The following is a 26,741-nucleotide window of genomic DNA, read 5'->3' as shown; positions in this document are numbered from 1 at the left end:
TGCCGTCGGCACCGGGGGACCGACGCGTGAGCCGCCGTCGGCACCGGGGGACCGATGCGTGAGATGACCGGCCGGGCCCGACGCGCATCGAGCACCGGGCCCGGCGGGCTGCAGAGGCAGGAGAGGCCTCGACCCCTTAACCCCTCGCCTCACCGAGGTGGTCGAGCCCGCCGTTGTGAGGAGTCGGCTCCAGGTCGAACTCCCCGTCCCGCGCACCGAGTACGAAGGCACGCCACTCGGCCTCGGTGTACCGCAGGACGGTGTCCGGGTCGAGGGAGGACCTCATGGCCACGGCACCCCCGGGCAGGTAGGCGATCTCCACCCGCTCCTCGTGCTCCTCGGTGCCGGGCGCGCTGTGCCACTCCACCCCCGAGATGTCGAGCGCGTACAACTCGTCCTTCTCGCGCTCCTTACGTTCCCTGAGTTCCTTCTCGGCGTCCTTGTCCAGCCCATCGGCCATGACGGCGCGGTCCCTTCCCGACGTACGAACCAACTACGGACTCACAGTACTTGCGCGGTGACACACCTGTGACCGACAGACGAAACAGGAACGGGTCACCCTCCGCGATTCGCACCTCCATCCTCGTCTGAACTGCCCTGTCGACCCTTTGCAGTTGGAAGCATCACGTCAAGTGACTAAAGTGGCATGCGGTATCACATGCGGAATCACGTGGGTGGTACGGCACGGGGGCGGTGTGACGCTGTGGCCGCGCGTCGCGTGGCGTTCGCGGTGATTCTTGCCCGCCTGGACCATCTGGGCGTCCGGCCTCGATGGACGCGTCGCGGCGGTCGATACCGCCGTCACTTCAAGAGGAGGGTGCAGAACCTGTGAGTGACATCTCGGCGGACCAGAAACGCGAGAACGACCAACTCATCGCGCTTGCCAACAAGATCCAGAACTTCCACGTCGAGGTGAGCCGTCGTGTGACCTCACTCAACACCGTCGTGGACATGATTCAGGGCGGCTGGCAGGGCGCGGCGAGCCAGGAGTACGACAGGGTGCAGCGCGAGGTGAACGTCCACCTCAAGAAGCTCCAGGACAACCTCGTCGACCTGGAAGAGGTCATGCGCATGGCCGTCAACGGGTTCGAGGAGCACGAGCAGGAGCGCATCGCGGAAATCCGGAAGGTGGACAACTCCGCGGAGTCCCAGGCCCAGGCCGACGCCAGCATGCACGGGCAGACCTACACCACCCGCAACAGCATCACCAGCCTCGCCTGAGCCACGGAGGAGACCCACGATGAGCACCGGATTCGACCGCACAGCGATCAGCTACGCCACGGTCACCCAGGCGGCGAGCGACGTCCGTAAGACGGCCACGGACCTCACGCAGGAACTCGAAGTCCTCATGCAGGAGGTCAAGCGCGTCGCCGAGACCTGGGAGGGTGAGGCGAAGACGGCGTACGGAGACATCCAGCGCAAGAACACCACCGAGATGCAGGCCATGGCCCAGCAGCTCCAGGTCATCGCCAGCCTCCTGGACAGGTCGGTCATCGGCTACCAGGGCACGGACCTGGACGGCGCGAAGCGCATCCGCATGCTGATGAGCTGAAACACGGCTGAGGGGTGGGGAGGCGGCGGGACGCGCTGCCTCCCCTGTGGTGCTGTGGCCAGTGCTCGGTTGATCAGAGACAGGTGATCAGGTCGGTGGCCGCGCGAGCATGGTGGTGTGCCCTGCCCGGATGGACTTGGGGGAATTCGTGATGTTCGAGCAAGAATGGGCTGAACTGCGGGCGGCGGCGGCCGAGCGGACTGCCATGCAGCTCAACAGGGTTGCGGCCGAAGGCGGCGGAGGCGGTGGCGGGCCCGACCTGGTGGTCAATCGGGACGACCTCGGCGCCATCGGCAACGAGGCGTACGACCTGCTGGGCAGGCTGGCGAAGGACGGTGACCTGGCCCGTCCCGCCACGTTCGACGCGGCGACGGCGCTGACCAACGGGAACTTCGTGAGCGGCTCGGCCGTGCTGAAGGTGCACGACTACTGGCAGACCCACCTGAGGACACTGCTCGACGCCTGCTCGCAGATCTCCAACCACCTCGATTACAGCAAAACCCAGCACGCCAAGGACGAGGTGAAGATCGAAGGGGATCTGACGCGGGTGGCCGAGCTCACCAAGTACATGAAATAGGGCTCGGGGGAGCGCGCGGCATGCTGAAGTACGAGGACATCATCGACGCCCCGGTGGCCAAGCTGAAGACCGCCGTCGACGACTGGTCGACGATGGCCAAGAAGCTGGACCAGCTCGCCACCGACGCCACCGACGGGATGAAGGCGAAGGCGGACAAGGCGTCCTGGGAGGGCGTCAACGCCGGGGTCACCAAGGCGTTCATCGGCAAGACGGCCAAGGAGTTCGCGGACGCCGCCGCCGAGGCCAGGGGCGTGAAGCTGATCCTGGAAGAGGGTCACGCGGCCATCAAGAAGGCCAAGGACGACCTGATCAACATTCGGGACCACGAGGGGCCCGCGGCCGGTATCCACGTGGACGGCAAGGGCAAGGTGACGGCGCGGAACCCGTTGTCCGGAATTCCCGGGGCGCGGCACGACCCCGACTACAGCGACCTTCTGCGCGAGGAGAAGCAGAACATCGAATCGTGGCAGAAGAGGATCGACCTGATCGTCGACAACTGCAACGACACCGACCTCACCCTCAAGAACACGCTTGATGCCAACGTCACCGACCGCAAGGACTTCAGCGCCCCGACGTACACGAAGCTGGACCAGGAGGAAGCCGCCCGCGCCGCCGTTCTGGCCGGCAAGGGCCGGGACCTCACACACGACGAACTGCAGGAGCTCAACGAGCTGCTGAAGGACAACAGTAAGTCGGTGGAGTTCGCCAAGGGGTTCTACGAGAAGCTCGGCCCTGAGAAGTCGCTCGCGTTCTTCGGCCAGCTCTCCATGGACACGTACGAGTACAACAAGGTCGATTCGCAGCGCCTCAAGGACGTCCAGCAGCTCCAGGAGAATCTCGGACTCAACCTGGCCACCGCCTCCCAGGACAAGCAGTTCGCCGACAAGTGGGGCCCGGAGCTACGCAAGTTGGGTACGGAGCGCATTCCGCTGTCCAAGCACGACTACGGCGGCCCGTTCGGATACCAGTTGCTCGGCGGGATCATGCGGTACGGGAACTACGAAGCGAAGTTCCTCAACCCGATCGCCGAACACGTGGCGCAGTTGCACGCGAAGGACCCGGGCATGTTCGCCGGGAACAAGGCGGTGAACAGTCCGTTGAAGAACCCGTTCAACCCCTCCGGCGTGAACGGGGCCGGCTACGACCCGGCCACCGCCATGCTGGAAGCGCTCGGCAACAGTCCGGAAGCGGCGAAAAAGTTCTTCACCGACCCGCCGACCGCGTTCAACGAGGACGGCACGGTCGACCGCGGTGCCACGGCCGACCTTGGGAAGGACAAGTACGGCACGGAGATCGACAACTACTTCGATTTCTTCGGCAACGAGAAATGGGAGTCCTTTCCCGACGTCAACTCGCTCGACGAGAAGGAACTCAAGGAATCACTCAACCACATGCCCGACGCCTTCGGCCGCGCCCTGGAGGCAGCGACCCTCGGCTACCCGGCCGGGCACCCGGACGCCGATGTGGTGCGGGACGCGGACAACGCCGCGATCATGCAGAAGGTCATGGAGAAGTACAGCGCGGACCCCGGTCTGCTGAAAGAGCACCACGAGGCGTTGTCCGACAGCCTGGGCGTCATGGGCGGCGGCTACATCGACGACATCAACTGGGCGCTGGACAAGAACCACCCGGAGAGCGTGTTCGCGCCGGGTAAGAACCCGGACGGGCATATCGACTTCGCGGACACCGGGGACGGGAACGGGCGGAGTATCGTCCGGGGCTTCCTCAGCACCCTGGGTCAGCACCCGGACGCGTACGCGACGGTCTCGGCCGCGGAGCAGGTCTACACCCGCAGCGTGCTGGAAGGAACAGTCGGCCCGGACGGAAAGATCAACGAGGGCGCTGCCAGGGCGGCCGTGCTCGTGGGTGCCGAGGTACAGGGCATGCTCGACCAGTCCCGGGCCGACCAGGTGGAGGCGACGAACCTCAAGACCCATGAGGACTACGAGAAGGCGGTCGCCAAGCGGGCGGGCTGGGTCCAGTTCGGGGCTGCGGTGGGCATCGCGGCGGGCGTCGCCTTCCTACCCGCGACCGCGGCCGTGGGCACGGCCGCGGTGCTCATCCCGCTGGCGACGGATACCGCCGCCGGTGCTGCCGAACAGGTCATCGGTCAGATGGTCGGCGACATGTCCGAGAAGTCGGTGGATGAGCACAAGGAGAAGATGGAGGAGCTCACCAGGGAGGAGAGGACGGCGATCTACTCCGGCGGCGAGAGCATGGCCGAAGCTCCGATGGAGGATTTCCTGGAGCGTCACGTCGCGGAACCTCTCAAGAACCCGTTCGCGCGGGACCTACGCGAATCGATGGTGATCGGCTATGGGGTCGGCAACGACCGGGAGAACCAGCAGGGCAACGACCCGGAGACCGGCTGAGGCCGGTGGACGGCCGAGGACACGTGAGGATGCGGACAGTGATCAATCGCAGGTCGGTACGCGGGGGACTCCTCGCCGCGGCCATAGCCGGCTTGTTGTATCTCGGGGCCACCAGTTGTGGAGGAGACGAAGATGACGACGGCCTTCCGAAGGACTACAAGGTCGTGGCGGGGACACAACTCTGCGGTGGCAGGGCCATGTCCGCCGACGCCGCCAGAGCGCTGAAGGTGATCACGGGGTCGTCGCGCTTCGAGGCGTCGGGAGAGCAGTACACCGTCGCGCAGGCCGCGTCGAACCTGGCCATGGCGTTCGGGGACCCCATGACGTATCGCGGGGACGCCTGTCGCGTGTATACGCCCCTCGGTACACCGGACTTCGAGCTCAGAATCACTTGGAGGCTGGCCGACAGCGCCTCGACGGACGGGCCGGCGGCCCCGGAGTTCACCGTGCTGAAGATGGGGGAGGAGGCCTTGGCGGCGGCGGACAAGGCGTACGTTCAGTTCGCATGCAAGAGCGACAAGTTGGGTGACTCGTCGGATGCGGCCCATATCGTGATCGGCGTGGAGCACCGGGATCCATTTCATGAACCCGAGGGTGACATCAAGGCGTTGAAGGACGCCTACGCGACCGTGGCCCACTCCTTTTCACTGGCTATGGCCAAGGAACTACGCTGCGAGAAGAACGGCGGGCTCCCCGCGAAGCCCGTGCTGGATCCGGCGTAGCCGCTGACGTACGCGGCTACGGCCATAAGGCCGCGTCGGTGTTCTTTGCCCAGGAGATCGGCCGACCCCGGACGAGGCCGAGCAGGGTGATAGACCACTGGGATGTGCGAGGGGCGGTGGTATTCCCATGGTATGACCACTCTTTACGTCCCCAGCGGAATGCGAATGGCGTGTCCGGCTAGGGCCCGTGACCGCCGTCCGTGAATGGGACGTTGCCCCAGGCGTAGACTCCCGAAGTCGCTATCGGTGCCCCGGTAGTTAGCCCCGAATCCTTACAGCCCAACTCAGTTGCGACTTTGTACGCGGCCGCGTTCAGTAGAATTATGTGATCGCGGGAGAGATTTTTCTTGGGTGCATCCACCATATTCTCCCGCTCCAGGCTGCCATTGATAATGATGGAATCGTTCGATTCTTTCATTCGGCAGCGGAAGTAGAGGGAAGCGGTACGGTCCGATGCGAGGGCAGACTCTCCAGTCCTGTAGAAGGTGAAATGTTTCTCGTCTTCCATATCGGGTTGGTCGACAGTAAGCGCCTCTCGGAAGTTGACTGAGAGGATTGTTTTCCCGTCAGCTGGCGACTGCAGTCTGCAGAAGGATGACCCCGAGATTTCGCCACTTTGCAGTTCGCCGTCGGCAGCCCGAAGTGATGCCAGGATCTTTTCGGGCTCCGGCCCGTCTTGATTGAAGGTGTCGGTGCCAGATACTTCTGCAAGCGCAGCGGCGGCAGTCGAGTCGCTGGCGAACGAGTCGCAAACACCCTCAACTTGGAGCCCGCTGCCAGCCGTGTTTTCTGCTTCTTCCGAGCAGGCACTGATGGCAGCCACGAACGCAGCCGTGATCGCCGCGAGTCTCGCAGTGGACCTCATCGGTCTTCCTTTTCATAGGGGTCAGGGAGGATATCGTCTCTGGCGTGTGAACGACTATCCTTGATGTATTTCGTTAGTTCCTTTTTCAGGAAGTTGCGATTTTCCTGACTCCATCCAGGAGCCTGGACATAAGCTTCCTTGGGCTTTTGTGCGTTGCCTTCCCCCATGAGGAGCGCCTCATCGCTCAGCTTGTCCGACTTCTCCTTGATGAGTTCCCGGCCACCCTTCTCGTACTGCTCGTCCAGGTCGCCGGTCTCCATCCCCAGGTAAGTGGAGAGGCCGCCACCCACTGTCTCCACTGCAAGTGGGGCGAGGGCAGCAGCAGTGCCGAATCCACCGGTAAATGCCACTACGCCACCTGCGATGACCGCCCCTGTTCCAAACTTGACCCATTATGTGGTTTCGGCGATTGCCTTGGCGCGTTCCTCTGAAGTGCTTGTCGAGCGTTGCCGAGGAGTGGTTGGTGGCCAGCTCCTCTTCATGATCCCGGTGGTTGATGACCGTGTCTTCCAGATGATTGTGGATGTGCGCGCAAGCGCTCAACAGGGCTTCGACCTGGCAGCGCCATGTGTCCCAAGCTGTCCAGAGGGCAGACCCCGTCTTGAACTTCTGCGCGGCCAAGCTCTGTGCCGCCCTGTCCGTTTGGGCTCCGGCATGAAACCCGTCAACCGCAAGCCGGTGGGTGATTTCCTGTGGCCTCGTTACCGACCGCTTTGAGGTTTTGGTGAGGTGACCTTGTAGTCGGATGCGCCGCTGTTCCCTCCGCCGCTGGCGGCTGCCTGGTTCAGCCGCATGGTTGCGTTTTGCCGTGTGGTAGCGGCAGTACGCGCCTGACACCACGCTTCTTCGAATGACACCGTTGTTCCCATCGTGCTGCCGTGGTCAGGAGGGCTGACCTGGCCTGCCCCCGCTCTCAGAGGGCGGGCCGACGATGTTCCCCTGCGGTGGCCCGAAGGCGGGGTAAGGGGGCTGGAGAGGTTGGTTGTACGTGGGTGGCAGTGGGTGAGCGGGCGGGACTGCGCCGCGACCACGACGACCACGGGCAACGAGGAAGGCGATCGCCGCGCCGAGGACAGCCGCGGCGCCAACACCCATGGCGATCCAGAGAAGCATGTTGTCCTGATCCGATTCGGAACGGGTGGGGGCAGGCTCGCTGGTCTTGTCCTGTTTATCGCCGGAAGCATCACCGCCGGCCTTCGAAGCCGAGGGAGAAGGCGAGGGAGATGCCGGCTTTTCGGCGGCGGCGAGGTCCGGGAGCGGCCACTCATCGGCGGGCCCGGGGTCACCAGGGTTCTGCAGCGCGATGCGTGGACGGACAATGCCGTAACCGATGGCGTTGTTCCAGGTCCACTTTTTCTCGTTGCCCTTCATCGTGTTGATCAGGACCCGCAGAACCTGGTTGTTCGTCCAGGAGGGGTGCTTCGACCAGATGAGGGCGGCGGAGGCGGAGGCGATGGCAGCGGCGTCGCTGGTTCCGTCGGAGTTGCAGACTTGAGTGCTTCCTAGGCACGCATGGACCATCTTCTCTCCGGGGGCAGCGAGGTCGACCTGCGACCCCCATTGCGAGAAGGAGCTTCGTTCGATTTTTTCATCGATCGATCCCACACCGATGACGCCAGGTGTGGCGGCTGGGTACATGGGCAGGTTGTCCTTGTCTCCGCGGTTGCCGACACCAGCGAAGATCAGCTTTCCTTTACCGAGGGCGTATTTCACAGCTGCGGCGAGTTCTGGGGTTCCGACGTTTTGCATCCCTGGACTGTCGGCACGGGCCATGGAAATGTTAATGATCTGAGCCTTGGAGTCCGCCGCGAATCGGATCGCCTCCGTCATCTTTCTGGAGTACTCGGCTCCTACATCCACTTTTCCGTAGTCTTCGGTGGCATACCTCATACGCATTGGGAAGATCTTCACCCCTGGGGCAAGGCCGTAGGAGCCGTTGAGCGCTCCCCGCGCACCCGTGGCCGCGATGAGGGCGGCCACGCCGGTGCCGTGCCCTTCATGGTCTGTGTGTTCGTCGCCGGACTGATTCGAGTAGTCCTTACCTTCAAGAATCTGGCCCTTGAGGTCGGCCAAACCGTCATCGACGCCGGAGTCGATGACGGCGACGGTCACTCCACGCCCGTTACTGGTCTTCCACATCTCATCAGCGTGCATGGCATCGAGGTGCCATTGCCGGGAGCGAATCGAGTCAGCATGCGCAGGAGCTGCGGTGATGCCCACCAGCAGCAGGCCCAGGGCACCTGCGGCTGCCGACACGGGTCGCCATGTTTGCTTACTGCTGGTTCGCATGTGCCTTCCAGGGTCGCAACCGAACGAGGAGTCAGTCCACAACCGGCGGCAGTGGGCCACGATTTCCTCGCTGCCAGGTCTCCTCGTCCTCGATGAGATAGTCGGGGCGATCACCTTGACGAGGATCACGTCGCAGTGATGCCGAATTGGCTGCGTGCGCAGTGGCCCCATCATGACGCTGCCTGGAGGCCTGCGTCGGCGCGGTGTTGCCAGCTTGCCGAGTGAGACCAGTTCCTCCTGGGGTGAAGGGACGCGCTCCGCCGTTGCCAGGCTGAGTCGGACGGTTGCCGATCATTCCGCCGGTCTCAGATGCCAGACGCCGGCCAGGTGCAGCATTGCTGTGTCCGCCACCGGAATTGCCTCCGACAGGCATACCGGGGGTGATGCCACGCCCCATCGCCGTACGTCCCTGAGTGCCTTCACCGATGACGGTTCCCCTCGGAAGGGACCCAGTTGGACGGCCTGAGACGGGAGGCACAGGGCGGCCCCCAACGATCCCCGTCTCTCGCGGCATGCGAGCAGGACCGTTGGCCATGCCCTGGCCAGGCAGGAACGGTGCCCGAGTGGCCGACGGAACGCGGCCAGGGGCAGTCGGACCAGTGCCGCCTCTGTTGCTGTTGAAGGGCGGGATGCCGACCGGCTGCGAGGGAATACGTGTATCGGGACGTTCTGAGCCGCCGGGAACAGTCGGGGGTTGGATGAGGTCTGGCCCCGTAGATTTCGGGAGTGTGTTCAGGCCGTCAAGATCCATGGTGACCGGGTCGGAAAGAGAAGTTCGCCTATTGCCGGGCACTGTTGGGGTCGACTGCGAAGTAAATTCGCGTTCCCGGCTGTTGAAGCCGGATGAGGCGGACGAACCTGTCCCCTTGCTACTTCCACTGGGGAAGGTAGTGATCGATTCATCTCGAATGCGATTGTCGACCCATGCCTCCGGGCCCATGTGGTTCGCCGGCGGCGAAAACGTAGGCGGCGTAACCGAATTAACCTGCGCCGCCGACTGCTGATAAGTCTGCGCCAGCTTCCGCATCTGCTGTGCCGCCTCGTAGCGGGCCGCGTCGATGCGGCCCTGGGCTGCTGCGGCGTCGGACTGGGCGGTCTGGGCCAGTTGCCGGGAGTCGGGGTCGTTGCGCGCCCCGGGCGCCTTCGTGGCGGCGAGGGACTTCTGCGCGGTGCGGAGGTCCGCCTGTGCGGCCGTGGTCTCGGAGGTGTCCGGCATGACCGCCTTCGCCTCCGCGATCGCCCGGGAGACGATGCCCATCCACCGGGAGGCCACCTCGGCGTACTCCCCGAGGTGGAGCGTGGCGCTCGCCGTCTGCCCGCCCCACTCACGGAACGTGTCGCCGGCCTCGCCCTGCCACTCCAGGCCCTTGACGTACGTCATGAGATCGTCGCCGATCTTGGTGATCGTCGAGGCCGCCTTGGAGAGCTTCGCCGCGAGGTCGTAGGCGCCCTCGGAGTTGGCCGAATCGAGCATCGCAGCGAGCTGCGCGTGGGTCATGGACTCGAAGTCGGTGTGCTGGGGCGTGGGCTGCTTCCGCTCGGGCTGCTCGCTCATTACAGGCCCTTCTCCCCTTCGCTGACCTCCGCTGCCTCCGCGGCCGGCTCTCCCTGCCGCGAGGCCGGCTGATCGCCCTGCTGAGTGCCGTGCTCCTCCGCCTTCGACCGGGCATACGGATCACGGCCGACGTCGTAGTACTTGTCGACCTCCGCGTTGACCTCCCGCATCCGCGCCTTGATGTCCTCGTCCAGGTTCTCGAAGCCCACCCGTGACGCGTGCACGGCCAGCCCCACCCCCTCGATCTGCGCGCTGAGCGCCTTGGAGAGGTTCTCCAACTCGTCGTGGACGATGGCGTACGACTCGTAGAGGAACTGTGCTTCCTTGAACTCGGCGGACCCCAACTGGGCCCGGGTGAGACGGTCCTGACCGACCTTGTCGGGTGCGGCCTCGGACTTCCCCAGCTCGATCAGCAGGTCGTCGACCCGCTTCTTGAACTGCTTCATGGCGTCGTGCTGGATGTCCAGCGCCATCTGCGGGTTCACGGCGTACAAGCTGTCGAAGGACTTGTCGGTGTCCGGAGCGCCCCCGCCACCGCCCATGCCCCCGTCCGAACTCACGTCAGCCGCCTCCCCGTGCTCCCCGTTCGCCTCGCGCACCCAAGTCAACCAAGGCCTCACGCAACAGTGTTGGTCACTCTTCACCACTCTAATGGCGTTGCGGAAGCAAGCCCACCTGGATAAGAGGGGCTCCGCGCTTGCGTGACACGAACGTGCCCCGCCCCGGAGGCATGGGCCGCGCCCGCACGTTGCCGAGGATGTCGCCCTCCATCGGGTCGCCGGACAGGACGAGCCCCTGCGCGCCGAGCTCCTTCACCCGCTGCATGAACGACTCGTACATGGAGCGCGAGGCCCCCGCCGCGTTGCGGGCGATGATGAACTTGACGCCCACGTCACGCGCGAAGGGCAGATGCTCGACGAGGACCGACAACGGGTTCCCGGAGTTGGTGGCGACCAGCTCGTAGTCGTCGACGATGACGAACAGCTGCGGCCCGTTCCACCAGCTGCGGTCACGCAACTGCTGCGGCGTGATGTCGGGCTTCGGCGCGCGCATCTCCATGAACTGCCGGATGGCGTCCATGTGGACGCTCATCGCGGACGCCATCGGCGCGTACTCCAGCAAATGTTCCTCGGAGACCGCCTCCAGCATCGTCCTGCGGTAGTCGCCGACGACGATCCGGGCCTCCGAGGGCGTGTAGCGCTCGGCGACCTGCTTCGCGATCAGACGCAGCAGGTTCGTCTTGCCCGACTCGCTCTCCCCGAAGACCAGGAAGAAGGGGTCCGTGTCGAAGTCGACGAAGACCGGTTCGAGGTTCGCCTCGTCGATGCCGATCGCGATGCCGTGCTGCGGGAACTCGAAGCCCTTGGGCAGCTGGTCGGCCGGCAGCCGGCGGGGCAGCAACCGGACCGTCGGCGCCGCGGGACCCTGCCAGTTGCCCTTGACCGCCTGCACCAGCTGGGCCGTGGCGTCCGACAGGCCGTCCGCGTCCGACGAGGAGTCGATGCGCGGCAGCGCCGTCATGAAGTGCAGCTTCTCCGGCACCTGGCCACGGCCCGGAACACCCGCCGGTACGTTCGCCGCGACCCTGCGGTCGAACTCGGAGTCCATGACGTCACCCAGGCGCAGCTCCAGTCGGCCGAGGATCTGGTCCTTGAGCGCGGACCGCACCTCCATGTAGCGCGAGGCGGAGAGGACGACGTGGATGCCGTAGCCGAGGCCGCGTCCCGCGATGTCGTGCACGATGCCTTCGAGGCCCTCGTAGTCGCCCTTGAAGTTGCCCCAGCCGTCGATGACCAGGAAGACGTCGCCCCAGGCCTCGCCGGGCAGCTCACCGGCCGCGCGCCGACGCCGGTAGGTGCCGATGGAGTCGATGCCGCCTGCGCGGAAGAACTGCTCGCGGCGGTTGAGGATGCCCGCGACCTCCGCGACCGTACGCCGGACCCGTTCGGGATCCAGCCGGGAGGCGACCCCGCCGACGTGCGGCAGGTCCGACAGGGACGACAGGCCGCCACCGCCGAAGTCTAGGCAGTAGAACTGCACCTCGTGCGGCGTGTGGGTCACGGCGAAGGAGCCGATCAACGTGCGCAGCAGAGTGGACTTGCCGGACTGCGGGCCGCCGACGACCATCATGTGGCCGGCCGCGCCGGAGAAGTCCCGGTAGAGCACCTCGCGCTTCTGCTCGAACGGCTTGTCGATCAGACCGAGGGGGACCGTCAGCCTGCCCAGCCGGGCGTACTCGGCGGCCTGCAGCCCCCGATCGGCCGTCGAGGCCAGCGGCGGCAGCAACTGGTCCAGCGTCGGAGCCTGGTCCAGCGGCGGCAGCCACACCTGGTGGGCGGGCACCCCCTGGCCCTCCAGCCGCTGCACGATGACGTCGAGGACGGTGTCCGCCAGGGCGTCGTCCTCCTGGCGCGCCGGGGCCGGCCTCTGCGCCGCCGGGTCCGGAGCCGCGTACGTCACCGGCACCTGCGCGGCCGTGAACAACGCGGGACGGCGCTCGATCGGCGTCCGGTCCCCGGAGACCACGGGACCACCGGAGCGGTACGCACCCGACACGTACGCCGCCTTGAAGCGGGTCATCTCGTCCGTGCCGAACTTCAGATACCCGGAACCGGGCACGGACGGCAGGTGGTAGGCGTCCGGAACACCCAGCGCCGCGCGCGACTCCGCCGCTGAGAACGTCCGCAGACCGATCCGGTACGACAGATACGTGTCCAGACCGCGCAGACGCCCCTCCTCCAGGCGCTGCGAGGCCAGCAGCAGATGCACACCCAGGGAGCGGCCGATGCGGCCGATCTGGATGAACATGTCGATGAAGTCCGGCTTGGCCGTGAGCAGTTCGCTGAACTCGTCGATCACGAGGACGAGCGAGGCCAACGGCTCCAGCGGAGCACCCGCGGCCCGTGCCTTCTCGTAGTCGTGGATGTTGGCGTAGTTGCCCGCCGAGCGCAGCAGCTCCTGGCGCCGCTGGAGTTCACCGCGGATCGCGTCGCCCATGCGGTCGACGAGGGTCAGGTCGTCGGAGAGGTTGGTGATGACGGCGGCGACGTGCGGCATCTGCGACATGCCGGCGAAGGTGGCGCCGCCCTTGAAGTCCGCGAGGACGAAGTTCAGCGTCTCGGAGGAGTGCGTGACGGCGAGGCCGAGGACCAGCGTGCGCAGCAGCTCAGACTTGCCGGAGCCGGTGGCGCCCACACACAGACCGTGCGGACCCATACCGTCCTGCGCGGCCTCCTTGAGGTCCAGCATCACGGGCCGGCCGTCCTCGCCGACACCGATGGGCACCCGCAGGCGCTCCGGTGTCGACCGCGGCCGCCAGGTGCGGGTGACATCCACGGAGGCGGCGTCACCGAGGCCCAGCAGATCGGTGAAGTCCAGGTTGGCGAGCAGCGGCTCGTCGTCGTTCCCGCCACCCATCCGCAGGGGGGCCAGCTGCCGGGCGAGCGCCTCGGCGGCGGGCAGGGACAGCCCGTCGGGAGTGCCCTCGTAGGCGACCTCGGCACCCGTGTCCAGCCACAGCCGGTCCGGTCGTACGACGATGGAGAGACCGCCCCGGGGCTGGTCGAGCTCGCCGGGCACCACCTCGATGATCGTCACGCCCTGCAGGCCCTCGGCGGCGGCGAAAGCGGAGGTCGGGGGCACGATCCCGCCGTCGAGGACGACGATGATGTGCGGCTGGTCCAGGACCGGCTGGCCGTCCCGGCTGAACCGCGGGCGGCCTTCGAGGCGGGCCGCGAGCAGCTGTTCCAGCTCACCGAGGTCGTCACCGAACAGCCGCCGGGTGCCCGCGCCGTCGAACTGCCCGTCCAACTGGCTGTGCGGCAGCCACTTGGTCCAGTCCCAGCGGCCGACCGCGCTCGGCGCCGCGACCACGGCCAGCAGCAGATCGTCGGGGGAGTGCAGGGTGGTGAGCTGGGCGACCAGCGCGCGCGCCGCGGCCTGGGCGCACTCCGGCTCCCCGGACACCGTCACGTGGTAGAACGCCCGCATCGACACCGCGACCGGCAACCCGTCCAACTGGCCGTGCACGGCGAGGAACCGCTGCATGGCGCCCGCGCACAAGGGTTCGAGTTCGTCCACGGGCGCGGTGTCGGGAGCCACCAGGGGAGAGGCCAACTGCTGCGGTCCCAGACCGATCCGCGCCTGCCCGAAGTCCGCGTCCCCGACCCGGCGCTCCCACACCCGGCTGCCCTCGGCGACCACCGACCACAACTGCTCGGGAGAAGGGTGCAGATACAGCTGGGCGTCACGCTGCTTCAGGCTGGTCCTGCGCACCGTACGCCGGGTCTGCGCGAGATATTTGAGATAGTCCCGACGGACATCGGCCATTTGCCCCTGCGTACCGCGACGGTGCCGGACGATCTGCGCGATCACCATCGCGGCCGTCGACACGAGCATCACCACACCCATGATCCGCATGAACGGATGGGCGTTGGGGGAGGCGAAGTAGAACACCACCGACGAGCCCATGCCGAGCGTCGGCAGGATCTGCATCAGCATGCCCTCCTGCTGACCCCGCGGCAGCTCCGGTGGAGCCTCCAGGCGCAGCTCGTCGGAGGGCACTTCAGGCGGCAGGGTACGCGGTGGGCGCTTGATGACGATCTGGCTCACCGGTGAGTCAATCCCCCTATGCGGCCGAGCAGTTTCCTACCGACACCCCCGTGGTGACGGTCGCCCTCCGCTAGGCGGGGATCCTACTTGTCACCACTGACGGCACCTACCGGTAGGGTGACGCCCGCAGCGTACGCATCCGCGAAGCAGGGGGTCAGCAAAGGTGAGTACGACCGCGACGACCGGGTTCTGCCGAGTCACTGTCGTGGCACCCGACAGTCGCATCGACGTCGCCCTCCCGGTGGACATCACCATCGCGGACATCTATCCGGAAATCCTGCGCCTGACGCGCCAGACCCAGCCCGTGGGCACTCCGACGGGCTACCACCTGGTGCGCCGCGACGGCACCGCCCTCGACGGCGCCCGCTCGCTCGCTGACGAACGTGTGCTCGACGGCGAGGTGTTGAGCCTGCGCCCCTTCGCCGAGTCGCTGCCCCCGGCCGTCCACGACGACGTCTCCGACGCGGTCGCCTCCGCGGTGGTCCGCGACCGTCACCTGTGGAGCGACGACCTGCTGCGCGTGGCCGGACTGATCGGCGGCGCCCTGCTCCTGCTGCTCGCCGCCTTCGTGCTCTGGTACGCCGACCCGGTCCGCCACGACATGAACGGCCTGCCCGGGATCCTCGCGGGCGGCCTCGGCGTACTCCTGACCGCGTACGCGGCCGTGCGCGCCCGGGTGTACGCCGACCGGGTGGCCGCGGCGGCCATCGGACTGGCCTCCGTGCCCCTGCTCTTCCTCGCGGGCTCGGGAATCGTCGACCCGACGGCCGGACAGGGGCCGGGCAAGCTGCAGTTCATGCTGGGCTGCGTGGCGGTGCTGGTCGCCTCCGTCGCCCTCGTCGCGCTCGCCCCCAGCGGGGACGCGGCCTTCGTGGCCACCACCTTCGCGGCGGCGGTCGGTGCCGTGGCCACCTTCGTGGCGATCCTCGCCAGCGCCTCCGCGACCGACATCGCCGCGGTGTGCGCCCCGGTCGCCATCGGCCTGGTCGCCTTCCTCCCCGGCCTGTCGGCCCGCTTCGCCCGGCTGCCGATCGGCTACGCCTCCCCGCGCTCCGCCGCGTACGAGGACTTCGACCTCGACCCCGCCCAGAGCCCGGACACCGAGCCCCTGGACGCCGAGCGGATCGCAGCCCAGGCCCGGCGCGGCCACGAGATGCTGCTGGGCCTCGTCGGCGGCACCTCCGCCGTGGTGGTCGCCTCCACCGCCGTCCTCGGCTTCTCGGACGACCTGTGGGGCCGGTTGCTCGGCCTCGCCGCCGGGCTCGCCATGCTGATCCGCGCCCGCCTGTTCCGCTACACCTCGCAGGTGGTCTGCGCCCTCGTCGCCGGTGTCGCGGCCCTCGCCCTCCTGCTGGTCGGCCTCGCGGTCAACCCGCCGGCCGAGGCCCTGACGGAATTCACGCTCCACGCAGACCGGGGCGCCCTGGACCTGCGCACCATCTGGCTCACGGCCGCCATCACCGCCGGAGCCGCGCTGCTCACCGCGATCGGCCTGATCATCCCCCTCAAGGGCCTCTCCCCCTTCTGGGGCCGCCTCCTCGACATCGCCGAGGCGTTCGTGCTGCTCACCCTGATCCCGCTGTGCCTGGCGGTGCTGGGCGTCCTCACCCAGGTCCGGTCACTGACCGGCTGACCGCGCACCCCGCATCGACGCATCTCGCATCGACGCACCCGCATCGACGCATCTCGCATCGACCGGGCCCCGGGCAGGGACCGTCCCGCCGCACTGGTACGCTGTGTGACGGCCGTCTGTGTACGCACCCTGCGGACATCCCTCCGGGACCCCGCGAGGCAGCGCCGACGGATCCCGCCACCCGAGTCACACAAGTTCCCCTGAGACGAAGACCAGGGGCGCTCGGTGGCACCGAAGAGACTCAGAAGGAGTATCGCGTGTCGCTCGACGCCGCTACGAAGAAGCAGATCATCGCCGAGTTCGGTACCAAGGAGGGCGACACCGGCTCCCCCGAGGTCCAGGTCGCGATGCTCTCGCGCCGTATCTCGGACCTGACCGAGCACCTCAAGACCCACAAGCACGACCACCACTCCCGTCGTGGTCTGCTGATCCTGGTCGGTCAGCGCCGCCGCCTGCTGCAGTACCTCGCCAAGAAGGACATCCAGCGCTTCCGTACGCTGGTCGACCGTCTCGGCATCCGCCGCGGTGCGGCCGGCGCCAAGTAGGACGCCGTGAAGGGAGCGGTTCCCGAAACGATCGGGGGCCGCTCCCTTTGCCGTACGTACGGACTTTCCCGTGCCGGGCTTTCCCGTGCCGGACTTTCCCGTACGTGCGGAAACGTGCGGAGTGTCACCACCCCTTTGTAGTGTGGTAGCACAACGCCATAGGTACGACTCAGTGTGAGGCCGTCCGCGACGGACGACCGCACGCGACCGAACGAGGAGAAGCGCACCACGCCGCCGCCGGTCCTCGGTAGTGGCCCCCGGGGCAGCGAACCCCGGGTGCTTCGATCGAAGACCGGCCCGCACCGCACGGAGCGCTTCTCCGCCACCGTCCCCCTGTCACACGGACAGCGCGGGACAAAAGACGACAAAGTAACGGAGAGATCGCTAGTGGAGAACGAGACCCACTACGCCGAGGCCGTCATCGACAACGGTTCCTTCGGCACCCGCACCATCCGCTTCGAGACGGGCCGCCTGGCCAAGCAGGCCGCCGGCTCCGCCGTGGCGTACCTGGACGACGACACCATGGTGCTGTCGGCCACCACCGCCTCCAAGAACCCCAAGGACCAGCTCGACTTCTTCCCCCTCACGGTGGACGTCGAGGAGCGGATGTACGCCGCCGGCAAGATCCCCGGCAGCTTCTTCCGCCGTGAGGGCCGTCCCTCCGAGGACGCCATCCTCACCTGCCGCCTCATCGACCGCCCGCTGCGCCCGTCCTTCAAGAAGGGCCTGCGCAACGAGATCCAGGTCGTCGCCACGATCATGGCGCTCAACCCCGACCACCTGTACGACGTCGTGGCGATCAACGCCGCCTCCGCGTCCACGCAGCTGGCCGGCCTGCCCTTCTCCGGCCCGATCGGCGGCGTCCGCGTCGCGCTGATCAACGGCCAGTGGGTGGCCTTCCCGACGCACTCCGAGCTCGAGGACGCCGTCTTCGACATGGTCGTCGCGGGCCGCACCCTGGAGGACGGCGACGTCGCGATCATGATGGTCGAGGCCGAGGCCACCGAGAAGACCATCCAGCTGGTCAAGGGCGGCGCCGAGGCGCCGACCGAGGAGGTCGTCGCCGCCGGTCTGGAGGCCGCGAAGCCCTTCATCAAGGTCCTCTGCAAGGCCCAGTCCGACCTCGCGTCGAAGGCCGCCAAGCCCACCGGCGAGTTCCCGATCTTCCTCGACTACCAGGACGACGTCCTGGAGGCCCTCACGGCCGCCGTCAGGGACGAGCTCGCCCAGGCGCTCACCATCGCCGGCAAGCAGGAGCGCGAGAGCGAGCTGGACCGCGTCAAGGCGCTCGCCGCCGAGAAGCTGCTCCCGCAGTTCGAGGGCCGCGAGAAGGAGATCTCCGCCGCGTACCGCTCGCTGACCAAGTCCCTGGTCCGTGAGCGCGTCATCAAGGAGAAGAAGCGCATCGACGGCCGTGGCGTCACGGACATCCGTACGCTCGCCGCCGAGGTCGAGGCCATCCCGCGCGTGCACGGCTCCGCCGTGTTCGAGCGTGGCGAGACCCAGATCCTGGGCGTCACCACCCTCAACATGCTCCGTATGGAGCAGCAGCTCGACACCCTGTCGCCGGTGACGCGCAAGCGCTACATGCACAACTACAACTTCCCGCCGTACTCCACCGGCGAGACGGGCCGCGTCGGCTCCCCGAAGCGCCGCGAGATCGGGCACGGCGCCCTCGCCGAGCGCGCCCTCGTCCCGGTCCTGCCGACGCGTGAGGAGTTCCCCTACGCGATCCGCCAGGTCTCCGAGGCACTCAGCTCCAACGGCTCGACCTCCATGGGTTCGGTCTGCGCCTCCACCATGTCGCTGCTGAACGCCGGTGTGCCGCTGAAGGCCCCCGTCGCCGGTATCGCCATGGGCCTGATCTCCCAGGAGATCGACGGCGAGACGCACTACGTCACCCTCACCGACATCCTCGGTGCGGAGGACGCCTTCGGCGACATGGACTTCAAGGTCGCCGGCACCAAGGAGTTCGTCACCGCCCTCCAGCTCGACACCAAGCTGGACGGCATCCCCGCCTCCGTCCTGGCCGCCGCCCTCAAGCAGGCCCGTGACGCCCGCCTCCACATCCTCGACGTGATGATGGAAGCGATCGACACGCCGGACGAGATGTCCCCCAACGCCCCGCGGATCATCACCGTCAAGATCCCCGTGGACAAGATCGGCGAGGTCATCGGCCCCAAGGGCAAGATGATCAACCAGATCCAGGAGGACACCGGCGCCGAGATCACGATCGAGGACGACGGCACCATCTACATCGGTGCCGCCGACGGCCCGGCCGCCGAGGCCGCCCGCGCCACGATCAACGGCATCGCCAACCCGACCATGCCGGAGGTCGGCGAGCGCTACCTGGGCACCGTCGTGAAGACGACGACCTTCGGCGCGTTCGTGTCGCTGCTCCCGGGCAAGGACGGTCTGCTGCACATCTCGCAGATCCGCAAGCTCGCCGGCGGCAAGCGCGTGGAGAACGTCGAGGACGTCCTCGGCGTGGGCCAGAAGGTCCAGGTCGAGATCGCCGAGATCGACTCCCGCGGCAAGCTCTCCCTCATCCCCGTGACCGAGGGCGAAGAGGGCTCGGACGAGAAGGACGACGCCGACAAGTGACGTCGCGTAGCTCCAAGGCGACGGCCCGCACCTCTACGGAGGCGCGGGCCGTCGCCCGTACCCAAACCCTGATCAAGGGCGCCGGCGGCATCGGCACCGTCCGCAGGACCACCCTCCCGGGCGGCCTGCGCATCGTCACCGAGACCCTGCCGTCCGTGCGCTCCGCCACCTTCGGCATCTGGGCCCACGTCGGCTCCCGCGACGAGACGCCCGCTCTGAACGGCGCCACGCACTACCTGGAGCACCTGCTCTTCAAGGGCACCTCCCGCCGGAGCGCGCTCGACATATCGTCCGCGATCGACGCGGTCGGCGGCGAGATGAACGCGTTCACGGCGAAGGAGTACACGTGCTACTACGCGCGCGTGCTCGACTCCGACCTGCCTCTCGCCATAGACGTCGTCTGCGACATGCTCACCGGCTCGCTCATCCGCGAGGAGGACGTCGACGTCGAACGCGGCGCCATCCTCGAAGAGATCGCGATGACCGAGGACGACCCGGGCGACTGCGTGCACGACCTGTTCGCGCACACCATGTTCGGCGACAGCCCCCTCGGCCGCCCCGTCCTCGGCACGGTCGACACGGTCAACGCCCTCACCGCCGACCGCATCCGCCGCTTCTACAAGAAGCACTACGACCCCACCCACCTCGTGGTCGCCTGCGCGGGCAACGTCGACCACAACAAGGTCGTACGACAGGTCCGCGCGGCCTTCGAGAAGGCGGGCGCCCTCACCCGCACCGACGCCACCCCGGTCGCCCCGCGCGAGGGCCGCCGCAGCCTCCGCACGGCGGGCCGCGTCGACCTGATCGGCCGCAAGACCGAGCAGGCCCATGTCGTCCTCGGCATGCCCGGCCTCGCCCGCACCGACGAGCGCCGCTGGGCCCTCGGCGTCCTCAACACCGCGCTCGGCGGCGGCATGTCCTCCCGCCTCTTCCAGGAGGTCAGGGAGAAGCGCGGCCTGGCCTACAGCGTGTACTCGTACACGTCCGGCTTCGCCGACTGCGGCCTCTTCGGCGTGTACGCGGGCTGCCGCCCCTCCCAGGTCCACGACGTGCTCAAGATCTGCCGCGACGAGCTGGACCAGGTCGCCGAGCACGGTCTGCCCGACGACGAGATCGACCGGGCCATCGGCCAGCTGAAGGGCTCCACCGTCCTCGGCCTGGAGGACACCGGCGCGCTCATGAACCGCATCGGCAAGAGCGAGCTGTGCTGGGGCGAGCAGATGTCCGTCGACGAGATGCTGACCCGGATAGCGATGGTGACCCCGGACGAGGTCCGCGCCGTGGCCCGCGACGTCCTGGGACAGCGCCCCTCCCTGTCGGTGATCGGCCCGCTCAAGGACAAACAGGCGTCCCGACTCCACGACACGGTCGCCTGACCCCTCCCACAAGGCCCAGAAGGAAGCAAGACAGATGAGCAAGCTGCGCGTGGCCGTCCTCGGTGCCCAGGGCCGTATCGGCTCCGAGGCGGTCAAGGCCGTCGAGGCCGCCGAGGACATGGAACTGGTCGCCGCCCTGAGCCGGGGCGACAAGCTGGAGACCCTCACCGAACAGGGCGCCCAGGTCGCCGTCGAACTGACCACGCCCGCCTCGGTCATGGACAACCTCGACTTCTGCGTCCGCCACGGCATCCACGCGGTCGTCGGCACCACCGGCTGGACGGACGAGCGCCTCGCGCAGCTGAAGGGCTGGCTGGACGGCTCCCCGGAGACCAGCGTGCTCATCGCGCCCAACTTCTCCATCGGGGCCGTCCTCACCATGAAGTTCGCGCAGATCGCCGCGCCCTACTTCGAGTCAGTCGAGGTCGTCGAACTGCACCACCCCAACAAGGTCGACGCCCCCAGCGGCACCGCCACCCGCACCGCCCAGCTCATCGCGGAGGCCCGCCGCGCCGCCGGCACCGCCCCGGCGCCGGACGCCACCGCGACCGCCCTGGACGGCGCGCGGGGTGCCAGCGTCGACGGCGTCCCCGTCCACGCCGTGCGCCTGAGGGGTCTGCTCGCCCACCAGGAGGTGCTCCTCGGCGGAGAGGGCGAGACCCTGACGGTCCGCCACGACTCCCTGCACCACAGCAGCTTCATGCCGGGCATCCTGCTCGGCGCCCGCCGCGTGGTGCAGACCCCGGGCCTCACCTTCGGCCTCGAGCACTTCCTCGACCTGGGCTGATCGGCCGGCACCCATCATGCGCGCGAAGATCACCTACGCCGTCACGGCAGCCGTCCTGGTCGTCTACTTCGTCCTGGTCGGCAGCCGCGGGGTCATGCTCATCGAGACCGGCACGCCGATCACGATCGCCTTCGGCGTCGCCGTCCTCGTCCTGCCCGCGATCGGCATCTGGTTCCTGTGGAAGAACACCCAGTTCGTCCGCAAGGCCAACCAGCTCGCCGCCGAACTCGACGCCGAAGGCGGCCTGCCCGTCGACGAGTTGAAGCGCACCCCGAGCGGCCGCATCGACCGTGCCTCGGCCGACGAGGTCTTCGCGCAGCGCAAGGCGGAGACCGAGGACGCCCCCGACGACTGGCGCACCTGGTTCCGTCTCGCCGTCGCCTACCACGACGCCCGCGACACCCCGCGGGCCCGCAAGGCGATGCAGCGTGCCATCGCCCTCCACGACGGCAAGCCGATCCGGACCGCCTGACCCGCCCGCGCACGACCGAGGGGCCGGCCCGCACCCGCGGACCGGCCCCTCACCCGTATGGTCGACTACGCGGCGCGCCGGTACTCCGCCGCCCACGCCCCGATGGTGTCGGCCGCCCGGTCGAACGCCTCCGTACGTGCCAGGAAGTCGGCGTTGTGGCTGGTCATCAGCGGTGTGACGTACTCCTGCACCCGGTCCCTGCGCACAAGGAGCAGTGCCTGCCCCTGCACCGACCGCGGCAGCCCGAGCCACCGCACCGGCTGCTGCACGGTGCGCACGGACACGGTCGGCTCCCAGGACGCCGTACGCGTCCGGAAGAAGCCCACCCGGCGCACGCCCCGCGCACTGACCCAGATGCCGACCCGCAGCAGCCGCAGCGCACAGGCGATGATCGACAGCGCCGCCCCGAAACAGACCGCGCCCGCCTGCGGTGTCCCGGCCGCCGTGATGATGACCGCCGCGACCAGCACGTACGAGGCGAGCAGCAGCAGGAGCGCGGCCGCCCCGACCCGCCACGGGCCGGGGCGGTAGGGCCGCCGCCAGCGGTCGCGGTCGTCGAACGGCAGCGCCTCGTCCACCGCCTGGTCGAAGGCGCGATCGGCGGTCAGGAAGGGCAGGGGCACGTCTGATCCTCACTCAATCCACGCAGAGGTTGTGCCGGGTGAGGCTACCGAGCCGGACCCGGGCCCACCACTCTCGGGGGGCCGTCAGGGGCCGAGAGCGGCACAAGCAGGGACAACTCAGGCCATCCGGCCCGTTGTCGGTGCCGGGCCGTAGAGTGGGCGCCGCCCGAGAGCAGCAATGGAAGGACCCTCCGAGCCGTGACCGAAACCCCCGCCGACGATCTCAAGCCCAGCTTCCGCAGCGATGTCACCGTCGAGCTGGTCAAGCACAGCGCGTCCGACTCCGACGTGCTGTGGGCCGCCCGCGTCTCGACCGCCGGCGAGCAGTCCCTGGACGAGCTGAAGAAGGACCCGGAGCGCTCCAAGGGCCTCATCAACTACCTCATGCGGGACCGGCACGGCAGTCCCTTCGAGCACAACTCGATGACCTTCTTCATCAGCGCCCCGATCTTCGTCTTCCGCGAGTTCATGCGCCACCGGGTCGGCTGGAGCTACAACGAGGAGAGCGGCCGTTACAGGGAGCTCCAGCCGGTCTTCTACGTCCCCGACGAGTCCCGCAAGCTCGTCCAGGAGGGGCGCCCCGGCAAGTACGTCTTCGTCGAGGGCACCCAGGCGCAGCAGGAGCTGGTCGGCCGCATCACGGAGGACGCGTACGTCCACGCCTACGAGGCGTACCAGGAGATGCTCGCCGCCGGCGTCGCCCGCGAGGTCGCCCGTACGGTCCTCCCGGTCGGCCTGTACTCCTCGATGTACGCCACGTGCAACGCTCGCTCGCTGATGCACTTCCTCGGCCTGCGCACCCAGCACGAGCTGGCGAAGGTGCCGTCCTTCCCGCAGCGGGAGATCGAGATGGTCGGCGAGAAGATGGAGGCCGCGTGGGCCGAGCTCATGCCGCTGACGTACGCCGCCTTCAACGCCAACGGCCGCGTCGCCCCCTGATCGACAGACGCGTTTCGGCCAGGCACAGATGTACGGGTCAGCCGAGCGAAGTGTCCGTATTGCGGCATTTCGCGAAGTTCATCTAGCCTGATCAAACGGACCCGGCACTGCTTGAACCCCCGAGCAGGCAGTGCCGGGCTCCGCATTTGTCCTGACTTTTCCCGGCCCCCTAGGGCAGACCGCGCCCTGAGCAACGAGTAGCGTGTTACCCATGGCTCCGACCTCGACTCCGCAGACCCCCTTCGGGCGGGTCCTCACCGCCATGGTCACGCCCTTCACGGCGGACGGCGCACTCGACCTCGACGGCGCGCAGCGGCTCGCCACCCACCTGGTGGACGCAGGCAACGACGGCCTGGTGATCAACGGGACCACCGGCGAGTCCCCCACCACCAGTGACGCGGAGAAATCGGACCTGGTACGCGCCGTCCTGGAGGCCGTGGGCGACCGCGCCCACATCATCGCCGGCGTCGGCACGAACGACACCCACCACAGCATGGAGCTGGCCCGCGCCGCCGAGCAGGTCGGCGCACACGGCCTCCTCGTCGTCACGCCGTACTACAACAAGCCCCCTCAGGAGGGCCTGTACCGCCACTTCAGGGCCATCGCTGACGCCACCGACCTCCCGGTGATGCTCTACGACATCCCCGGCCGCAGCGGTGTCCCCATCGACACCGAGACGATCGTCCGCCTCGCCGAGCACCCGCGGATCGTGGCCAACAAGGACGCCAAGGGCGACCTCGGCCGCGCCAGCTGGGCCATCGCCCGCTCGGGCCTCGCCTGGTACTCCGGCGACGACATGCTGAACCTGCCGCTGCTCTCCGTGGGCGCGGTCGGCTTCGTCTCCGTCGTGGGCCACGTCGTCACCCCGGAGCTGCGCACCCTCGTCGAGGCGTACGTCTCCGGTGACGTCCAGAAGGCCACCGAGATCCACCAGAAGCTGCTCCCGGTCTTCACCGGCATGTTCCGCACCCAGGGCGTGATGACCACCAAGGCGGCGCTCGCCCTCCAGGGCCTGCCCGCCGGACCGCTGCGCGCCCCCATGGTCGAGCTCTCCCCCGAGGAGACCGCCCAGCTCAAGATCGATCTTGCTGCCGGCGGGGTACAGCTCTAACACCAGACTTCGCGCGGCGCGACCTGGCATCGCTCAGTGCGGCAACCGACTTCACAACTGAATACGCAGGACGCGAGTGCCTGCATCCCCATACACAACTGCTTATGCACGAACGTCACGCGCGCCACGTGCCTCGGAGGCACGTGGCGCGCGTGGTGAGGAGAGTCTTTTGAGTCATCCGCATCCTGAACTGGGCTCGCCCCCGCCCCTTCCCGACGGTGGCCTGCGGGTCACCCCGCTCGGCGGCCTCGGCGAGATCGGCCGGAACATGACCGTCTTCGAGTACGGCGGCCGACTGCTGATCGTCGACTGCGGAGTGCTCTTCCCCGAGGAGGAGCAGCCCGGAATCGACCTGATCCTGCCGGACTTCTCGTCCATCCGGGACCGCCTCGACGACATCGAGGGCATCGTCCTCACGCACGGCCACGAGGACCACATCGGTGGTGTCCCGTATCTGCTGCGCGAGAAGCCCGACATCCCGCTGATCGGCTCCAAGCTGACCCTCGCGCTCATCGAGGCCAAGCTCCAGGAGCACCGCATCCGTCCGTACACCCTTGAGGTGGCGGAGGGGAACCGCGAGCGCATCGGCCCCTTCGACTGCGAGTTCGTCGCGGTCAACCACTCCATCCCCGACGCCCTGGCCGTGGCCATCCGCACCCCCGCGGGCATGGTGGTCCACACCGGCGACTTCAAGATGGACCAGCTCCCGCTGGACAACCGGCTGACCGACCTCCACGCGTTCGCCCGGCTGAGCGAGGAAGGCATCGACCTCCTCCTCTCCGACTCGACCAACGCCGAGGTCCCGGGCTTCACCCCGCACGAGCGGGACATCTCCAACGTCCTGCGCCAGGTCTTCGCGGGCGCCCGCAAGCGCATCATCGTGGCCAGCTTCGCCAGCCATGTGCACCGCATCCAGCAGATCCTGGACGCGGCCCACGAGTACGGCCGCCGGGTCGCCTTCGTCGGCCGCTCGATGGTCCGCAACATGGGCATCGCCAGGGACCTGGGCTATCTGAGGGTCCCGCCGGGCCTGGTCGTGGACGTCAAGACCCTCGACGACCTGCCCGATCACGAGATCGTCCTCGTGTGCACCGGATCCCAGGGCGAGCCGATGGCGGCCCTGTCCCGCATGGCCAACCGGGACCACCAGATCCGCATCGTCCAGGGCGACACGGTGATCCTGGCCTCGTCACTGATCCCCGGCAACGAGAACGCCGTCTACCGCGTCATCAACGGCCTGACCCGCTGGGGTGCCAACGTCGTCCACAAGGGCAACGCCAAGGTCCATGTCTCCGGACACGCCTCGGCCGGCGAGTTGCTGTACTTCTACAACATCTGCCGCCCGAAGAACCTGATGCCGGTCCACGGCGAATGGCGCCATCTTCGCGCCAACGCCGAGCTGGGCGCCATGACCGGCGTCCCGCACGACCGCATCGTCATCGCCGAGGACGGCGTCGCCGTCGACCTCGTCGAGGGCAAGGCCAGGATCTCCGGCAAGGTCCAGGCGGGTTACGTCTACGTCGACGGCCTCTCGGTCGGCGATGTCGGCGAGCCGGCCCTGAAGGACCGCAAGATCCTGGGCGACGAGGGCATCATCTCGGTCTTCGTGGTCGTGGACGCCTCCACCGGCAAGATCACCGGCGGTCCGCACATCCAGGCCCGCGGCTCCGGCATCGAGGACTCCGCCTTCGGCGACGTCATCCCGCGGATCACCGAAGTCCTGGAGCGCTCGGCCCAGGACGGGGTCGTCGAGCCCCACCAGCTGCAACAACTGGTCCGTCGCACCCTGGGCAAGTGGGTGTCGGACACCTACCGACGCAGGCCGATGATCCTGCCTGTGGTGGTTGAGGTCTGACCCTCCGTCAGCGCCTGACTGGGAGCGGGGCCCCTCGATTTGCATCGGGGCGCCCCGCTCCAGTACGTTTACGGCTCCGCCCAGGGGGGAACCCGGCGCAACTGTGCGTCAGGAGCCACCCGGACCGGGCGGAAATTCCGACTCAGAACTTCTGATAAAGTCGGAACCGCCGGAAAGGGAAACGCGAAAGCGAGAACCTGGAAAGCACCGAGGAAATCGGATCGGAAAACGATCTGATAGAGTCGGAAACGCA

The 26,741-nt window shown here is 67.7% G+C and carries 22 protein-coding genes; 14 read left to right on the top strand and 8 right to left on the bottom strand.

The genetic code is table 11. The annotated features are described in order from the left end of the window. Positions 1–136 precede the first annotated feature (136 nt). Positions 137–460, bottom strand: a complete 324-nt coding sequence (locus ACZ4Z2_RS23940) for a DUF397 domain-containing protein (RefSeq protein ID WP_468078693.1) — start codon at positions 458–460, stop codon at positions 137–139. 368 nt (positions 461–828) lie between these two features. On the opposite strand from ACZ4Z2_RS23940, the gene ACZ4Z2_RS23935 reads away from it, so the two are divergent. The 5 genes from ACZ4Z2_RS23935 (at position 829) to ACZ4Z2_RS23915 (ending at position 5,223) form a co-directional block, all read left to right on the top strand. Then, positions 829–1,221 (top strand): WXG100 family type VII secretion target, encoded by a 393-nt coding sequence (locus ACZ4Z2_RS23935; RefSeq protein WP_468078692.1) that lies wholly within the window; start codon positions 829–831, stop codon positions 1,219–1,221. 19 nt (positions 1,222–1,240) lie between these two features. Then, positions 1,241–1,552, top strand: coding sequence for a WXG100 family type VII secretion target (locus ACZ4Z2_RS23930; RefSeq protein ID WP_468078691.1), 312 nt, complete (start codon positions 1,241–1,243; stop codon positions 1,550–1,552). A gap of 148 nt (positions 1,553–1,700) precedes the next feature. Then, positions 1,701–2,129, top strand: coding sequence for a hypothetical protein (locus ACZ4Z2_RS23925; protein ID WP_468078808.1), 429 nt, complete (start codon positions 1,701–1,703; stop codon positions 2,127–2,129). Positions 2,130–2,149: 20 nt separating this feature from the next. Next, the gene (locus tag ACZ4Z2_RS23920; RefSeq protein WP_468078690.1) at positions 2,150–4,501 is read left to right on the top strand and encodes a hypothetical protein; all 2,352 of its coding nucleotides are present in this window, start codon (positions 2,150–2,152) and stop codon (positions 4,499–4,501) included. 29 nt (positions 4,502–4,530) lie between these two features. Next, complete coding sequence (locus tag ACZ4Z2_RS23915) at positions 4,531–5,223, top strand: hypothetical protein (protein WP_468078689.1); 693 nt, start codon at positions 4,531–4,533, stop codon at positions 5,221–5,223. Between the two features lie 178 nt (positions 5,224–5,401). Here the strand turns inward: ACZ4Z2_RS23915 and ACZ4Z2_RS23910 are convergent, their stop codons facing one another. The 6 genes from ACZ4Z2_RS23910 to eccCa form a co-directional block, all read right to left on the bottom strand. Beyond that, a complete protein-coding gene (locus ACZ4Z2_RS23910) occupies positions 5,402–6,088 on the bottom strand; it encodes a hypothetical protein (RefSeq protein WP_468078688.1) in 687 nt (228 codons plus the stop codon). Further along, positions 6,085–6,438, bottom strand: coding sequence for a hypothetical protein (locus tag ACZ4Z2_RS23905; RefSeq protein ID WP_468078687.1), 354 nt, complete (start codon positions 6,436–6,438; stop codon positions 6,085–6,087). Before ACZ4Z2_RS23905 ends, ACZ4Z2_RS23910 begins: the two co-directional genes overlap by 4 nt. Positions 6,439–6,970: 532 nt before the next feature. After that, positions 6,971–8,377, bottom strand: coding sequence for a type VII secretion-associated serine protease mycosin (gene mycP, locus ACZ4Z2_RS23900; RefSeq protein WP_468078686.1), 1,407 nt, complete (start codon positions 8,375–8,377; stop codon positions 6,971–6,973). Between the two features lie 31 nt (positions 8,378–8,408). Then, the gene (locus tag ACZ4Z2_RS23895; RefSeq protein WP_468078685.1) at positions 8,409–9,932 is read right to left on the bottom strand and encodes a WXG100 family type VII secretion target; all 1,524 of its coding nucleotides are present in this window, start codon (positions 9,930–9,932) and stop codon (positions 8,409–8,411) included. Beyond that, entirely contained in the window at positions 9,932–10,474 is a 543-nt protein-coding gene (locus ACZ4Z2_RS23890; protein ID WP_468078807.1) for a hypothetical protein, read from the bottom strand. Before ACZ4Z2_RS23890 ends, ACZ4Z2_RS23895 begins: the two co-directional genes overlap by 1 nt. A 106-nt stretch (positions 10,475–10,580) precedes the next feature. Beyond that, positions 10,581–14,543, bottom strand: coding sequence for a type VII secretion protein EccCa (gene eccCa, locus ACZ4Z2_RS23885; RefSeq protein ID WP_468078684.1), 3,963 nt, complete (start codon positions 14,541–14,543; stop codon positions 10,581–10,583). Between the two features lie 163 nt (positions 14,544–14,706). Here eccCa and eccD point away from each other — a divergent pair, with 163 nt between their 5' ends. The 6 genes from eccD to ACZ4Z2_RS23855 all read left to right on the top strand — a co-directional run bounded on the left by eccD (position 14,707) and on the right by ACZ4Z2_RS23855 (position 21,960). Next, positions 14,707–16,176 carry a type VII secretion integral membrane protein EccD gene (gene eccD / locus ACZ4Z2_RS23880; protein ID WP_468078683.1) on the top strand — a complete coding sequence of 490 codons (1,470 nt, stop codon included), beginning with the start codon at positions 14,707–14,709 and terminating at the stop codon, positions 16,174–16,176. Between the two features lie 257 nt (positions 16,177–16,433). After that, positions 16,434–16,721: a 30S ribosomal protein S15 gene (gene rpsO, locus ACZ4Z2_RS23875; protein ID WP_030583699.1), complete on the top strand. Its 288-nt coding sequence runs from the start codon at positions 16,434–16,436 to the stop codon at positions 16,719–16,721. Between the two features lie 387 nt (positions 16,722–17,108). Beyond that, on the top strand, positions 17,109–19,325 hold the full coding sequence (locus ACZ4Z2_RS23870) for a polyribonucleotide nucleotidyltransferase (RefSeq protein WP_468078682.1): 2,217 nt from the start codon (positions 17,109–17,111) through the stop codon (positions 19,323–19,325). Continuing rightward, a complete protein-coding gene (locus ACZ4Z2_RS23865; RefSeq protein ID WP_468078681.1) occupies positions 19,322–20,701 on the top strand; it encodes a M16 family metallopeptidase in 1,380 nt (459 codons plus the stop codon). Before ACZ4Z2_RS23870 ends, ACZ4Z2_RS23865 begins: the two co-directional genes overlap by 4 nt. Positions 20,702–20,735: 34 nt before the next feature. Continuing rightward, positions 20,736–21,488: a 4-hydroxy-tetrahydrodipicolinate reductase gene (gene dapB, locus ACZ4Z2_RS23860; protein ID WP_468078680.1), complete on the top strand. Its 753-nt coding sequence runs from the start codon at positions 20,736–20,738 to the stop codon at positions 21,486–21,488. Between the two features lie 16 nt (positions 21,489–21,504). Continuing rightward, positions 21,505–21,960 carry a hypothetical protein gene (locus tag ACZ4Z2_RS23855; protein ID WP_468078679.1) on the top strand — a complete coding sequence of 152 codons (456 nt, stop codon included), beginning with the start codon at positions 21,505–21,507 and terminating at the stop codon, positions 21,958–21,960. A gap of 65 nt (positions 21,961–22,025) precedes the next feature. On the opposite strand, the gene ACZ4Z2_RS23850 is transcribed toward ACZ4Z2_RS23855, so the two are convergent. Beyond that, positions 22,026–22,583, bottom strand: coding sequence for a hypothetical protein (locus ACZ4Z2_RS23850; protein WP_468078678.1), 558 nt, complete (start codon positions 22,581–22,583; stop codon positions 22,026–22,028). Positions 22,584–22,781: 198 nt separating this feature from the next. On the opposite strand from ACZ4Z2_RS23850, the gene thyX reads away from it, so the two are divergent. The 3 genes from thyX (at position 22,782) to ACZ4Z2_RS23835 (ending at position 26,488) form a co-directional block, all read left to right on the top strand. Beyond that, positions 22,782–23,522 carry an FAD-dependent thymidylate synthase gene (gene thyX, locus ACZ4Z2_RS23845; protein WP_468078677.1) on the top strand — a complete coding sequence of 247 codons (741 nt, stop codon included), beginning with the start codon at positions 22,782–22,784 and terminating at the stop codon, positions 23,520–23,522. Between the two features lie 211 nt (positions 23,523–23,733). After that, on the top strand, positions 23,734–24,633 hold the full coding sequence (gene dapA, locus ACZ4Z2_RS23840) for a 4-hydroxy-tetrahydrodipicolinate synthase (RefSeq protein ID WP_468078676.1): 900 nt from the start codon (positions 23,734–23,736) through the stop codon (positions 24,631–24,633). 169 nt (positions 24,634–24,802) lie between these two features. Continuing rightward, positions 24,803–26,488: a ribonuclease J gene (locus ACZ4Z2_RS23835; RefSeq protein ID WP_468078675.1), complete on the top strand. Its 1,686-nt coding sequence runs from the start codon at positions 24,803–24,805 to the stop codon at positions 26,486–26,488. Positions 26,489–26,741 lie beyond the last annotated feature (253 nt).

The sequence above is a fragment of the Streptomyces sp. NPDC030183 genome (assembly GCF_055573455.1).
This window is presented reverse-complemented; position numbering and strand designations above follow the sequence as displayed.